The following is a 13,944-nucleotide window of genomic DNA, read 5'->3' as shown; positions in this document are numbered from 1 at the left end:
GCAGCCCGTCAGTAAATGTGATCGGCTGCCTTTATTCAACTAACGGGCAAGTTACCTTAATAAACTAAGTGGTGGATAAAATATAAATATAAGAGTTCTCTCCCGAACTATTAGAAAAAGTCATGGTACGATGTCCTTATTCGGCTGTTTCAGGGGGAGTGAGGAGTACATGTTAAATACTCATGATGTTGCAATAGAAGCATTAACTTGTTATTCGATTACTTATCAATCAATAGCTCATATTGGCCAAAATGCAAACGCCATCTATAAAGTGACAGATAAGGAAAGTAACTACTATAGTTTGCGGATACATCTATCAAAAAATGATTCGATGGAAAGTATTTGGTCTGAGGAAAAAGTCATTCATTCAGAAATGATTTGGCTGGAATCATTAATAAATGATACTGATCTGGTGTTACCGTCACCTATAAAAAATAACATTGGTGAATATGTTACTAAGATAGCTGACATGAACTGTACATTGGTAAAATGGGTAGAGGGTGAACAAAAACAATTTGTTCCAACAATCAATGATGCCGAGTGCGTAGGTGAATTGATCGGAAAGCTTCATAAACAATCATCTATTTGGAAGGTTCCGCAATCATTTACTAGACCATCCTTTGATAATACTAGAATTTCACAATCATTAGAAAAGCTCAAACAGCTTGCTGACGGTGGTGAGCTCAATAAAAATGATGTGGAAATTCTGCAATTGGCCGGTGAGCGTGCAATTTTAATGATGAACGATATAGAAAGAACACCTGGCAACTGGGGGATAATTCACGCAGACTTGATTCCAAGTAATTATGTGTTTCATAAACAAGAAGCTAGAGCCATTGATTTTGGAGCTTGCGGGTTCGGATATTATTTATTCGATTTAGGTTGGACACTTTCTTATATCCACCCAGCGTTCAGAAGCCAGTTGCTAGAATCATACGCCAAACAATTCGACCTGCCTCATAACTATGTTCAACAGTTAGAAGGCTTCTTTGTAGCTGCCCAACTCGAAACAATGAATTTTTGGCTTGGGTTGCCTGAATCTAATGAGTGGTTACCCAGTCACATTAGTAGATTAGCAAGTCGGGAATTTAAGTTATATGTAAATAAAAAAGAATTTCTTTTTAGTGGGACTCCTTACTGGGAATAGTTTGTTCTACTAACGGGAAACGTTGTCTCAAATCACGATCAGCCAGCTGCGCGATCAGCTGCCCTTTGCGCGATCTTGATCGTATCGGACCGTATTGCAGCTATTCCAGCATATGGGTTCATATTGCGAAGGTTTCGGACTGTATAGCTCTTATTGCCCTTGATTTGCGTAGAAAAGAAGTACATTTGAGCGAATAGCTGCAACTGAGTCCGATAGTGTGGCAAAACGAGCTGAATTGTGGAAATAAGAGCAACTGAGTCCGAACAGTTGGTGAAAAGAACGCCGCCTGCCAAATTTGCTCCTAAACGTGAACCCAGTGTTTAAACTAGCCGCCTATAGCTCAACCTAGCTACACCGTGCGCAGAATTAGCTACCTATAGCCCAACCTAGCTACTCCGTGCGCGGAATTAGCTACCTATAGCCCAACCTAGCTACTCCGTGCGCAGAATTTGTTACCTGTTGCTCAAACTAGCCGCCTATGTCTCGAAACTAGCTGCCTTTTGCGCGATCTTGATCGTATCGGACCGTATTGCAGCTATTTCAGCATATGGGTTCATATTGCGAAGGTTTCGGACTGTATAGCTCTTATTGCCCTTGATTTGCGTAGAAAAGAAGTACATTTGAGGGAATAGCTGCAACTGAGTCCGATAGTGTGGCAAAACGAGCTGAATTGTGGAAATAAGAGCAACTGAGTCCGAACAGTTGGTGAAAAGAACGCCGCCAGCCAAATTTGCTCCTAAACGTGCTACCAAGTGCTTAAACTAGCCGTCTATAGCTCAAGCTATCTACACCGTGCGCGGAATTAGCTACCTATAGCTCAAGCTATCTACACCGTGCGCGGAATTAGCTACCTTTAGCTCAAGCTATCTACACCGTGCGCGGAATTAGCTACCTATAGCCCAACCTAGCTACTCCGTGCGATAATTTAAGGATGGGCAAAGGTGAAAACGTTTATTGGCTTATAACGCACCAATTAAACCTTGGAAAGAAGCTTAATATAAATAAGAAGGCAGCCGATCAACACGATCAGCTGCTTTTGTTCATCTAAGAGTAATTTCTCAAATAAATAAAAGCATCCTTGACTTTCCCCTGCACGGGAAACTGTATACTCACCTTATGTTATAGATTGGAGATGATATTTTGTTCAAAATCAGTGCATTTTCTAGGCTAAGCAAGGTATCCTTAAAAACACTGCGTTATTACGACCAGATTGGCATACTTAGGCCGAAAAAAGTGGATCAGGATACGTGCTACCGTTACTATTCCGCAGATCAGCTCCTTGAGCTCAACCGAATTTTAATCTATAAGGAATTGGGTTTTACATTGCCTCAAATTAAACAGCTGCTTCAGGAAAATATTTCATTAGAAAATATTCAAGGCATGTTTAAGCTGAAAAGAAGCGAAATCCAGCATATCATCGATACGGAACAAGCTAAACTCGTCAGGATTGAGGAACGTATGCAGCTTATAGAAAAAGAGGGGCAATTCGAAACGGGTCAAGAAATCAGAGTCAAAGCAGAGGGTGCTCAATTGTTTCTTTATCAGAAAGCATGCGGGAAAGAAGAGGACATTCCGGATTTGCTTCGTCAATTTGATCAGTTTATAACGACGGAAAATCGTCAATTCATTCAAGGCCCTCAGGTTGTTTTGTGGAAAGAAGTCGAAGGAAAAGAGGATGAGTTTGAGTTTGAAGTCGGGTATTTTTTAACCTGTGAGCTGCGATCATTTCCAGAACCGTTTCAGCTACGGACTCTTCCTCCTGAACCGATGATGGCCACAATGGCTTTTCATTCAAATACTAGTTTTGATTGTGCGGCCTGTGTTCATTTAGCTAAATGGATTGAGAAAAACAACTATCAGATCAAGGAGAACGAACCGGGCAGGGAGTTATATTTACCGTTATCTCCAGAACGAGATGCACAATTCATAGAAATACAAATTCCCATTATAAATAGATAACAGAAGAAGTGGAGTGGGGGAAATTGAAAAATAAACGGATCATTTATATTCTGGCACTGGCTGTTTTTCTGATTGGAACCATTGAATATATTATTACAGGAGTTATTGAGATGATCGCTGTGGACTTGGGAGTATCTACTTCTGAAGTTGGATTATTGGTGACTGTGTTTGCCCTCTCTGCAGCCATTGTCGCTCCGGTTTTGATTGCATTAACGATCAATGCAGACCGCAAGAAACTACTAATGACCACCCTAGGTGTGTTTATTGCCAGCAACGGACTTATGTTTGTAGATCTTGCTTATGAAACAGTACTATGGATACGTATTATCCAAGGGGCTAGCGGAGGAATCGCTACCGTTGTAGCCATGGCAATAGCGACCCGACTCGTTGAAAAAGAAAAAAGGGGCAATGCCATCGGTATCATTTTGATGGGGCTTAGCAGTTCACTAGTGCTTGGTGTTCCTGTGGGAACATTTTTTAGTGAGCTGTTTGGATGGAGAGTGCTATTTGTTTTAATCGGATTATTAAGTATTTTTCCATTACTTATCATCTATAAAAAGGTACCGGCAATCAAAGAAGAGGAGAAGGTTACCCTCAGAATGCAGCTCTCTATTTTAAAAAATCCAACCATTCTGATGGCCTTGGTTATTACGTTATTTTATGTCGGCGGCTATTCTACACTGTTTACTTATATTACGCCTTTCTTGCAAGCCACGTCCTCTCTTTCCATGACCGAAATTAGCGGTGTTCTGTTCCTGGCGGGCATTTGCAGCTTTGTCGGATCAAGGCTGGGCGGACAACTGGCAGATGCAAAGGGATCGAAATTTACCATTTGTCTCGGGCTTCTGTTACAAGGAGCGACTCTGCTTTTATTTGCTCTAGCCGGAGTCAATTTGTTGGTTTTAATCTTGGTTTTAATGATTTTTATGTTAGCAACGTGGAGTATTTCCCCGGCCCAGCAACTATATCTGGTTACTCTGGCGCCTCGAAATCCGGACATTGCTCTTAGTGTAAATACTTCGTTCATCCAATTTGGCTTTGCACTGGGATCTGGATTAGGCGGGTTAGTCATCAGTCGTACCTCTGTCCTATATTTGAATTGGCTGGGTTTTGCCGCTGTATGCATAGCTTTACTTCTTGCCCTCTTACTATTTAAAAAAATGAGCAGTAGGACTAAAACTACTATGGTTATTAAATAAGAAATGGATTGGGAAACGACAAAGAGAACCTTTTCGCTGATTTTTGGTTTGACTGCGATAACCTCGAAGAATTTATTTTTGAAGTCGAATCACATGTCGATTCATTACCTGAACTTTAAGCTAGAGTGAACCGATATCTTAATAAAAACAAGAAGGCAGCCGATCAACACGATCGGCTGCTTTTGTTCATCTAAGAGTAATTTCTCGAATGAATAAAAGCATCATTGACGTTTCTCAGCACGGGAAACTGTATACTCACATTATGTTGTAGATAGGAGATGACACTGCGTTATTACGACCAGATTGGCATACTTAGGACGAGAAAAGTGGATCACGATACGTGCTATCGTTACTATTGGATAGTTCATGGCGAGAAGTTTGTCGGCCAAAAGTATTTTGGTGTTCTTGTCCGCGAGGGGTTCAAGGGTGCCCAGAGCGACTAGCTTGTAGTAAAAGTACCGGATTCTACATCGTGGAGTCAGGCTGTTGTCAGCTGCCAGCTAAGCTAAGTGTAACTCCATTTACGTTACCGATCCCTAGGAAAGTCCAGCGAGAGAAAGTCACTGCCGCCAACCCCCACCAATGTAGGCCCTGCCTTTATTTGCGGGGCGCTCCTGAAGACCGGCTATGATGACCGGATGTAATTCTGATTAAGGTCCATGCCAATGCATCCCAATACTGGAAAAACGGGAACCTGGCTGAGAAGGTGATGCAAATGTTCAAGCGGATCACCAACCGGGATTCATCTGTAGGTCTCATTTGCTGTGCAGCCGGAAGAAATAAATGTCACGCCTGAGGCTACTCAAGTGTTATATCTATAGAAACAGAAGAAATAGAAGAAAGGAGACCAACGTGGATTCTATGGAAGAGAAGATTAGGAGAATACAGGCCGGAGATGCCCGCCTGTTCTCAGATGTAATCAAGCTGTACCAGCAGCGGATATACCTCTACTGCTTCCGGATGCTGAACAGCAGGGAAGAGGCGGAGGATGCGGTGCAGGATGTCCTGATTAAGGCCTATCAGAATATCGGGCAATACAAGCCGCAGGCGGATTTCGTATCATGGCTCTACAAGATCGCGTACCACCATTGTCTGAATCAGTTGCGGCGGCAGAAATTTCAGTTTCAATTGCGCAAGCTGCTCTGGCAGGAGGTTGCGGTGAACAGTGCCGAACAAATGGTCGAGGACCGCCTGTTCAGCGAGCCAGTCTCGACCGCCCTGGGGAAGCTGAATGTGGAAGACCGGAATTTGTTGATTCTGCGTATTTATGAAGATAAATCGTTTGCGGAAATCGGCGAAATTCTGGGTGTCAGTACGGCTACCGTACGCAAAAGATATGAACGGACCAAAGGCAAGCTTAAAAAGGTGTTGGAGAGAAAGGAGAAACAACTATGGACAAGAGTGAATTAACCTCGGAGGAGCGGTTTCTGAAGCACGGAGACCGGTCCGCCAATTTCATCCCCGTTGATGTTCATGAACAGGTAATGACAGCGCTCGGGCTTGGCGGGATCTTACCTGCTGCAGAAGAGCAGACCCCTCTGCAGACACTTCCGTCAAACGAAGGGGCTCCTAACGTTATGCGCAGGCTAAAGACAGAAGCCGGAACGGGGCGGAGCCGGAGGAGAATCCTGCGGATTCCGGTGCAGGGCTGGGTGGCGGCACTACTTGTAATGGTCTTGTTGGGAGGCGGTTATACCCAGTATTCCGGTGAACTCCGGCAGGGGGCCCAAATTCAGTACAAGGTGCTGCCCTATAAGCCACTTCTGGCAACGAAATCAGGTGGAATGATAGAGAAGCCGAATGAACCCTTGATTCCCTGGCCGGCCAAAGCGCAGCTGAGCAAAGAGGATGAACTCTACAAGATGAAATATGCAAAGGGCTACAATGCCATTGAGAAGTTGCTGCTTCCTGGAGAGTATGCCACCTATGTTATCAAACGTGAAGACGGGAAAGAAGAATCTCATCTTGGGTTATACTGCCCGCCGATCATAGTCAAGGACTATTCCACTTATAAGACTAGTGTTGAGAAGCACCACGCTCCCGAAGTGAAGCAACCGGGATATATGCCGGACGGGTATACCTTGGACGAGGCGTTTATCAAGCCTTCTTTTATAAAGGTCGAAGATGACAAGCAGTTTAAAGGTGAAAGCGAGATAGACCTAGGAGACAACTTCCGGATGACTTGGAAACGGGAGAAGGCGGAGAATATTGCCTATGATTCTTCTACACTTGTGTACAAGAAGGGGAAGATTCAGGTGAGAATCAGTGCCTCACGTGTTGATGAAAAAGCTACACCGGTAGAAAGCCTGATGTGGACCAAAACGACAAAGGTGGAGAATATTGATATTGGCGGCAAGCAGCTCATTTATCTCGAACCTTCCAGCAACGAAAAGATTGACCTGGGGTATAAGTATAGACTAGTCTGGTCTGACCCGGAAGCGCAGATCATCTATAATGTGTCGGTTCGCCAGGAGAAATCTGAGTTGACCAAGGATGAGGTCATCCGTATTGCTGCAAGTATGATGAATTAAACGAACACAGATATTACGCTCAGGACTGTTTCGCTATCTATGATAGCGGGACAGCCCTCGAGCGTTTTTTGCATATGCGAAGCACTGCATATTCGTGAGATTTTATAAGAATTCTTGCATTGCTCTCATATGAACTTCCGATTCATATTATTAATGTAGCAATGTAGCAAGATATTGCAGATTATAGCCTCTCGGAATAAGGAGCAGCATGGAGGGGCTAAACCAGAGAAAGTGCATAATTAGAGCTGGAAAAGATGGATTATGAAAACCAGTTTCAAAAAAAGGGCAAACCTCAAGTGGGTACAGTGTGCTATACTGCTGCGCAATGTAACACTCGAAGTCTGCCCTCTATACATAAAGACCGTCTTCAGTGGTTCAAGTTTGTCCTCTATGTATAACGACAATCCCGCTGTTCTGTTTTCCAGTACAAGTGTAACACGACTGAAAATCAACGAGGAGGCTGAATAACGATGCGAGGCTGTATCAGCAAACGAAAGAATGGAACCTATGCGTACACGATTGAACTCGGGAAACATCCTGTTACACAAAGGAGACGGTAGCGCCTCAAAGCCGGTTTTGCTACATGGAAAGATACTGAACAAGCCCTAGTGCAGGCATTAGCTCATTTTGGACGGGGAAGTTACATAGCGTTCCACTGCCCCAGCAGCAAAATTCAAGTGCTTTATGAAATCAATGAAAAAAGTGGTTGGTTTGACTGCGATAAGCTCGAAGAATTTATTTTTGAAGTCGAATCACATGTCGATTCATTACCTTAACTTTACGTTAACGTGAAACGATAACTCAATAACGACACACAGGCAGTCGGTCAATGGATCGGCTGCCTATGTTCAACTAACGGGCAGGATACTTCCAATATGTGGTATTCTAAGGTATGGGATTTGAACAGGGGGGAGCCATGTTGACGGAAATAAAATATCCAGTTAAGAATCCATCCAGAATTGGAACTATTATAGGCATGATTGCTCTTATATCGAGTCAATCTATTCTTGGATTGAGATTATGGAATCAGAGGGGGGTATTCTACACTTCGTTAACTGTGGTTCTTTTGTGTTTAGTTTTATTGTTACTCGCATTGTACAGAACATTTTTTAAGAAACCAACGGAGTTATGCCTATCCAATGAGCAAATTATATTAAATAAAAATATTATTAATTCAAAGGATATTAAAGTGATAATGACCAGGGGGTACTTTAAACCTGTTATTGGGATATTACCTTACAGGAGGAAGATCGTCCCATTAGATATGGCATTTAGGTATTCAAAGGATGAAGATAAAGGTATCTCGGATTTAAAGAGTTGGGCAAAAATGAACAATGTTAAGATGGTCAATAAATCGTTTCAAACGTGGATATAAGTGTATTCAAAAGCACTATTCGGCAGTTAAATGCGGTATTATATAGTACGATTATCCATAAGAGATGAGGTGCCTTTATCAAGAAGAAATATGCTTTTCTAATCGTTTCCATATTATTATTTGTGATGGCTTATACAAAACCAAGTAGTCAATATTATGATAATTACCTCCATAAGGTTCACGGTCTTAAATGTGACAGTTCCGAAAGCTCAAATTGCTTTTATACTATTAATGACTTGAAATCATCAAGTCTCACACATCAGATTATTTTTATGACAGCAGAAACAAAAATTTTTGGAGAGGCAGATAACAAAATACGAGTAGTAGGTATTTTTAATCATTTTTTTGTGATAGAAAATCGTCTTCATCCTAAATCAGATAATAACAATAATATCGAAGTTCCGTTAAGCTAACGGGCAGGATTGTTTAGAAAGTCCCTGATTGTATTTACCTATGCTTACTGTTAATCTAAACGATAGAGATGCTAACAAAGGAGCATAAACCTTATCATGTGGAATACTCTGTAAAGATTAACAATTTGAAAGAATGCCTGAAATAGTGATTACACTATTTTATTAGGTGTGCTTTTCTTTAATCTTACAAGGTGTGCAGGGAAAGGTGTATCATATACCCATCCTGCGGATACCTGATGGTATCCGCTTTTATTTGTGGGAAACAGCATCTCTATTGATTCCTACCTGTTTATCCTTCTACTAGCGAGTGGAGGAAATTTATTATGCGATCGAAATTAGTCTTGATTGAGGGAATGCCAGGATCTGGTAAAACAACAACTGCTCAGCTCGTTCATGAAATTCTTACGGAAGTGAACATTACATCCCAGCTATTTTTAGAAGGTAATTTGGAACATCCTGCTGATTATGATGGAGTCGCTTTCTTTAAGAAAACTGAATGGGATGAATTATTGAATACCCATAAAAAGTTTAAAGATTTGTTGAGTAATCTAATGATTCAACAAGATAACGATTACTTCCTAGAATATCGGAAAATAAAAAGTGAAGTCTGGTCAAGTTTTCCAGATGAATTGCATCGCGCAGTTTTTAAACATGATATTTATGAATTGCCGCTAGATCAAAATAGGAAACTGATAACAGAACGATGGACGAAGTTTGCGGATCGTGTTTTGTATGGCGCAGACACCTTTGTTTTTGATTGTTGTTTTATACAAAACCCTGTAACTATAGGCATGATTAAACATGGTGCGGAGAAGGAAGACGTTATAAGTTATGTTATTGAACTGGCAACAATTGTAGAGCGGCTGAATCCATTGTTGATATACGTACAGCAGAATGATCTTGATCATTCTTTCAGAAAGGCTGTAAAGGAAAGACCTCAGGAATGGTCAGAGGGATTTATTGAATATTACACGAACCAGGGGTATGGAAAAACACAAAATTATAAAGGGTTAGATGGAACACTGCAGGTTCTTAAAGCAAGAAGGGAACTAGAAAAAGAGATTTTTACCAGATTAAACATTACCAAGATAAAAGTTGATAACTCTTCTTATAATAAAAACGATTATAAGCAAGTTTTAGAGGGCATTTTATCAGAATATTATAAATCAACAAACTAATGAGAGATTGGATTCTAGGGATTGCAGGCTGAAAAAGAGGCAATCTATAAAGCTTACGGGAAACGATAGCTGAGGTGCATTGCCATGGCAATGCTCCTTTTTTATTTGTTGAAGTAACGGGCAGGATTGCTTCATCCACTGTCGAATCCTTTGCTTGAATATTTCTATAAAGGAGGGGATGGAAATTAAGATACGAGAAGTTGTAGCAAATGATTACACTGAAGTGGTTTTTTTATGGAATGATGTACTTGGTGTTCGCAATGTTAATATTGAAAATTTTCGAGTTACTATGGAAAACATGAATAAGGCTGGAAATTATAAAACATTCGTTGCATTATTTGAAAATGAAGTGGTTGGTTTTGTCACTATAGTTCAGGCGTTATCCGTAGGGTCTTCGAATGGTTATCTACATATTCAAGGGCTTGCCGTTAAAAAGGAATTACAGCATAGTGGGATAGGTACAGAACTACTAAGACACACTGAGAATTATGCTAAAGAAATGGGAATATCAAGTATTATTTTATGTAGCGGATTTAAGCGAACCGACGCCCATGCTTTCTATGTGCATAATGGCTATGACAAAGATTCATACTGCTTTGATAAGATTATTAAACACTAATTTTGAATTAATTTACCGGGAAACGATAACTCAATAATGACATACAGGCAGGTCAGCGTGGGATTTATGTTGTTTATTCAGGAGGATTTTTGATTGTGGGTTATGAACAGGATTTTAAAAAAAGGGTACATGAAGTTATTAAACAGAAACAACTATGTTCAGTTATGAATGACACTAAGTGGGGAAACTTACAAAGTGATGTACTAAATAAACTACCTTTTACCCCTCCATATCAAGCTAAGTATGTCTTAGACGATATACTTTATCCAGAGAACTTCGAAAACGACGTCTGGTATTTAGGGGATTGGATAGAAGGACTTTCACCTTTTTTTTCTGTAGAATGGATACGGGTTAGACCAAGGTATCAGAAGCACAAGGGGAATCTGCTTCCTCCTGAATTAATTGACATAAGTAAAGAATTTCTTTCGATTTTACATGAATTAAGAATTCCGTATAGAGAAGAAAATAATACATTTTTCATTTATGGATATATATCAAATACAGACTCACTTTTCAAAGGTAATCAATTAAGCTAACAGGAAACGTTAATTTAATAAAAACATGTAAGCAGCCGCTCAAACAACCGGCTGCTTTTTCATTTAAACTTGGTTTGATTCCGGATAAATAAAAGTTGCAAAAAGGAAAAAGATTGCAATACTAAATTTAAACGTTATTTTAAATGTCATTTAAATTAAAGGAAATATACTTGGAGGTTGCGTATGGAGACAGACAAAAAGTTGGAAACAAAAGAGAAGATTATGCGTGCCACACTGGAGTTGACCAAACAAGAAGGCTTTGAAAGGATCACTATAAAAAAAATTGCAGAAGCCTCAAGCACGAATGTCGCTCTAGTTAACTATTACTTTGGGTCCAAAGAAAACTTGTTTAGCGAGTCCATCAAATTGATATTGAACAGCTTTCAGCATACCTTTGCCATACTTGACGATTTCTCTATATCCTCACGAGATAGATTGAGGCAATTTTTACTGGATTATTTGCAAGTGATCCTTCAATATCCCGAATTGCTCTCCAGAATCATCCTGATGGGCAAGACCGTTTTCTCCTCCCAGCATGAATATGGATCATTTTTGAATCTATTAGGGTTTCCTAAGATACAAAATACTTTAAGAGAGTTAACCGATGAACAGCAACCAGAACACCTGATGACCATGACGATGCAGATTTTTGGAGCGCTTTTTCTACCGGCACTTATGAGTCCTATTCTAGAAACAGGAGCTTCCGTGAAGATTGCACCTATAGAGGAACAGATTGACCTGCTCTTTGCAAGATACTTTCATTAATAAACTCAGATTGAGGTGATTAAATGAATTTTTTAAGAAAATATTGGCAGGATATAGGACTATTCATTGGCATTGTTATATGCATGTATCTTCTAATGAATTGGGAAACAATACCGCGGATAAACAGCATATTATGGTTAAGCTTTGTGGCGATCCTTCTTCATCAATTTGAGGAATACCGCTGGCCAGGGTACTTTCCAGGCATATTCAATATAGCCCTTTTTAAAAGTGAATCCCCTGACAACTATCCATTAAATAAACAGTCGGCAATGATTATTAATGTGGTCATCGCCTATGTGTTCTACTTGCTCCCTGTATTCTTCCCGTCAGTAGTATGGCTGGGGATGGCACCTGTTTTAATGGGCTTTTTCCAAATCATTTTCCATGGAGTCGTCATTAATATAAGAGCAAAAAGCATGTATAATCCAGGATTAGTCTCCGCAATTTTTGTGCATTTGCCGGTGGGGATCTGGTACATCAACTACTTATATGAGCATCATTTAATAACCCTCTCAGACTGGATTTGGAGCGCAATTTATTTTGCCATAGCTGTTTATATTTTAATAGTGAAAGGAAATACATGGATGAAAAACAAAAACTCCATTCACAAATTTTCGCAAAAGCAATTATGGTCTTTTCATAAGTAGCTCCTCATAACCCACCAGAAGGTTCAGTTGGCCTTTAACTAAACACAGAACATTAATCCTATCGTTACTGGAGGTTGATGCACTGTGTTTTTTTCTGCGGATTTCTTCGTTTGCTTCGCGCTATGAAAATGTTGAAGTTAATATTCTGTTGAGGATCTCATCACTATCTGTTTACGATTCAGAGTTAGAGTTAGAGAAGGCCAAGCGAAAAAGGAGCTTTCTCATGAACACAGATCCTAAAGTGCTTATTGTAACTTCGGTATTTGGAGACGGGCATCTCAAAGTAGCAGAAGCGATTGATCATTCTTTTAGACGTAGAGGGATCAGCCGGATTGTCACCTTGGATCTTTTCGCTGCAGTCTACCCTACTCTGAATGAGCTGTCCCGCAGATTCTACCTGAACAGCACAGGTTATACTCAAGAATTTTATGGATTAGTGTACAAGTTGACGAGCAAGATGAACCCAGACCAGTTCATGGGCAGATGGATTCATTCTATGGGCAAGCGGAAAGTGCAAAGGATCATCGACGAGATCGGACCGGATATTATCATTCATACCTTTCCTTATTTGGCCGCTGCAGAGCTTGCATCAACAAAGGGGAGACGGATCCCCCTTTTCACTGTCATGACGGATTATGTGGTTCATGGCAGATGGCTTCATCCACAAACCACAAAGTATTTTATCGCTACGGAAAGCATGAAAGAAGAACTGATGTCATTAGGTATTGCTGAAGAAAAGCTTGTGGTTAGCGGGATTCCGATTCGTGAAGCTTTTGAACAGACTCAGGAACGTGAAGCCCTTTTACGTAAGCACGGACTAGATGGAAATCGGCATTATCTATTACTTGCGGCAGGGGCTTACGGTGTGTTGAGTGATATTAACCATTTAATAATAAGGGCGCTGCAGCAATCAAACTTTGATGTAATGGTATTGTGCGGGAATAATCATAAGCTCCAGAAGGCTACGGAAGAGCTTTTTCAAGAGAATCCTCGGGTTCACATACGGGGTTATACAGAAGAAATGCAGGAGCTAATGTGCATATCCTCCTGTCTGTTGACCAAAGCAGGGGGGATTACCTTGACTGAGGCGATGGCTCTAGCACTTCCTGTAATTGTCTATCGTCCGCTCCCCGGTCAGGAGGCAGGCAATGCAGAATGGTTGTCTGAGCACAATTTAATAGAGATTGCCCGAGACGAGGAGCAGTTAGTAGAGCAGCTTCAGAGATTGGAACATCTTGGGTACAAGGATGAAAAGGTACAGGGTATGAAGAGTTTTTCCCGGAAATCAGCCGCGGATGCTATTGTTACTGAGGCTTTAGAGGTTATCAAGCTGCGGCAGCCGTCTGTTTCAGCCGTAAAATCTATGATTGTTGAAGGGCAGGCGAAGACGATTCATGGATATTATTAGCAAGGTAGAAAGACCACGCATTGTGGGTCCTCTAATTGGAGGCTGGCTCGGAAGCTCGGGGAATGAATTGCTGCCTTTTCAAGTAAGCACCTGTTTATTTGATTATAATTATTTATTACCAGATAAAGGGTCGATAAGATGTTATTATTTGTATGGGTGAATTTATT

Annotated in this window: 12 protein-coding genes and 1 pseudogene; all 13 read left to right on the top strand. The window is 40.8% G+C overall.

What is annotated here, in order from left to right; translation table 11 throughout:
• The first annotated feature begins 169 nt into the window (after positions 1 to 169).
• The 13 genes and pseudogenes from MHB37_RS23485 (at position 170) to MHB37_RS23425 (ending at position 13,777) form a co-directional block, all read left to right on the top strand.
• The gene (locus MHB37_RS23485) at positions 170 to 1,147 is read left to right on the top strand and encodes a phosphotransferase (RefSeq protein ID WP_339244382.1); all 978 of its coding nucleotides are present in this window, start codon (positions 170 to 172) and stop codon (positions 1,145 to 1,147) included.
• A gap of 1,140 nt (positions 1,148 to 2,287) precedes the next feature.
• Positions 2,288 to 3,106, top strand: coding sequence for a MerR family transcriptional regulator (locus MHB37_RS23480; protein WP_076194965.1), 819 nt, complete (start codon positions 2,288 to 2,290; stop codon positions 3,104 to 3,106).
• Positions 3,107 to 3,129: 23 nt separating this feature from the next.
• On the top strand, positions 3,130 to 4,305 hold the full coding sequence (locus tag MHB37_RS23475; protein ID WP_076184230.1) for an MFS transporter: 1,176 nt from the start codon (positions 3,130 to 3,132) through the stop codon (positions 4,303 to 4,305).
• Between the two features lie 278 nt (positions 4,306 to 4,583).
• Positions 4,584 to 4,661, top strand: a pseudogene (locus MHB37_RS23470) (transcriptional regulator); the annotation flags it as partial.
• Between the two features lie 505 nt (positions 4,662 to 5,166).
• Positions 5,167 to 5,715, top strand: coding sequence for an RNA polymerase sigma factor (locus MHB37_RS23465; protein WP_076279283.1), 549 nt, complete (start codon positions 5,167 to 5,169; stop codon positions 5,713 to 5,715).
• Positions 5,697 to 6,836, top strand: a complete 1,140-nt coding sequence (locus MHB37_RS23460; protein WP_339188026.1) for a DUF4367 domain-containing protein — start codon at positions 5,697 to 5,699, stop codon at positions 6,834 to 6,836. Before MHB37_RS23465 ends, MHB37_RS23460 begins: the two co-directional genes overlap by 19 nt.
• A gap of 916 nt (positions 6,837 to 7,752) precedes the next feature.
• Complete coding sequence (locus tag MHB37_RS23455) at positions 7,753 to 8,211, top strand: hypothetical protein (protein WP_341143396.1); 459 nt, start codon at positions 7,753 to 7,755, stop codon at positions 8,209 to 8,211.
• A 736-nt stretch (positions 8,212 to 8,947) separates the two neighbouring features.
• Entirely contained in the window at positions 8,948 to 9,802 is an 855-nt protein-coding gene (locus MHB37_RS23450; protein WP_076279212.1) for a hypothetical protein, read from the top strand.
• 178 nt (positions 9,803 to 9,980) lie between these two features.
• A complete protein-coding gene (locus MHB37_RS23445) occupies positions 9,981 to 10,421 on the top strand; it encodes a GNAT family N-acetyltransferase (protein ID WP_405168583.1) in 441 nt (146 codons plus the stop codon).
• A 95-nt stretch (positions 10,422 to 10,516) separates the two neighbouring features.
• A complete protein-coding gene (locus MHB37_RS23440; protein ID WP_081386470.1) occupies positions 10,517 to 10,957 on the top strand; it encodes a DUF6678 family protein in 441 nt (146 codons plus the stop codon).
• 183 nt (positions 10,958 to 11,140) lie between these two features.
• Entirely contained in the window at positions 11,141 to 11,722 is a 582-nt protein-coding gene (locus MHB37_RS23435) for a TetR/AcrR family transcriptional regulator (RefSeq protein ID WP_076184227.1), read from the top strand.
• 23 nt (positions 11,723 to 11,745) lie between these two features.
• On the top strand, positions 11,746 to 12,369 hold the full coding sequence (locus MHB37_RS23430; protein ID WP_076194975.1) for an HXXEE domain-containing protein: 624 nt from the start codon (positions 11,746 to 11,748) through the stop codon (positions 12,367 to 12,369).
• Positions 12,370 to 12,592: 223 nt separating this feature from the next.
• On the top strand, positions 12,593 to 13,777 hold the full coding sequence (locus tag MHB37_RS23425) for an MGDG synthase family glycosyltransferase (RefSeq protein ID WP_405168582.1): 1,185 nt from the start codon (positions 12,593 to 12,595) through the stop codon (positions 13,775 to 13,777).
• Positions 13,778 to 13,944: the final 167 nt, after the last annotated feature.

Origin of the sequence: Paenibacillus sp. FSL H3-0286, assembly GCF_045040705.1 — a bacterium.
GTDB lineage: Bacteria > Bacillota > Bacilli > Paenibacillales > Paenibacillaceae > Paenibacillus_AQ > Paenibacillus_AQ odorifer.
The sequence above is the reverse complement of the archived record's forward strand: the minus strand, read 5'-3'. Positions and strand labels throughout refer to the sequence as shown.

Excerpts from the sequence above, each read along its gene's own strand:
- MHB37_RS23425 (WP_405168582.1), top strand. The coding sequence starts at position 12,593 with ATGAACACAGATCCTAAAGTGCTTATTGTAACTTCGGTATTTGGAGAC.
- MHB37_RS23430 (WP_076194975.1), top strand. The coding sequence starts at position 11,746 with ATGAATTTTTTAAGAAAATATTGGCAGGATATAGGACTATTCATTGGC.
- MHB37_RS23435 (WP_076184227.1), top strand. The coding sequence starts at position 11,141 with ATGGAGACAGACAAAAAGTTGGAAACAAAAGAGAAGATTATGCGTGCC.
- MHB37_RS23460 (WP_339188026.1), top strand. The coding sequence starts at position 5,697 with ATGGACAAGAGTGAATTAACCTCGGAGGAGCGGTTTCTGAAGCACGGA.
- MHB37_RS23445 (WP_405168583.1), top strand. The coding sequence starts at position 9,981 with ATGGAAATTAAGATACGAGAAGTTGTAGCAAATGATTACACTGAAGTG.
- MHB37_RS23485 (WP_339244382.1), top strand. The coding sequence starts at position 170 with ATGTTAAATACTCATGATGTTGCAATAGAAGCATTAACTTGTTATTCG.
- MHB37_RS23450 (WP_076279212.1), top strand. The coding sequence starts at position 8,948 with ATGCGATCGAAATTAGTCTTGATTGAGGGAATGCCAGGATCTGGTAAA.
- MHB37_RS23465 (WP_076279283.1), top strand. The coding sequence starts at position 5,167 with ATGGAAGAGAAGATTAGGAGAATACAGGCCGGAGATGCCCGCCTGTTC.
- MHB37_RS23455 (WP_341143396.1), top strand. The coding sequence starts at position 7,753 with ATGTTGACGGAAATAAAATATCCAGTTAAGAATCCATCCAGAATTGGA.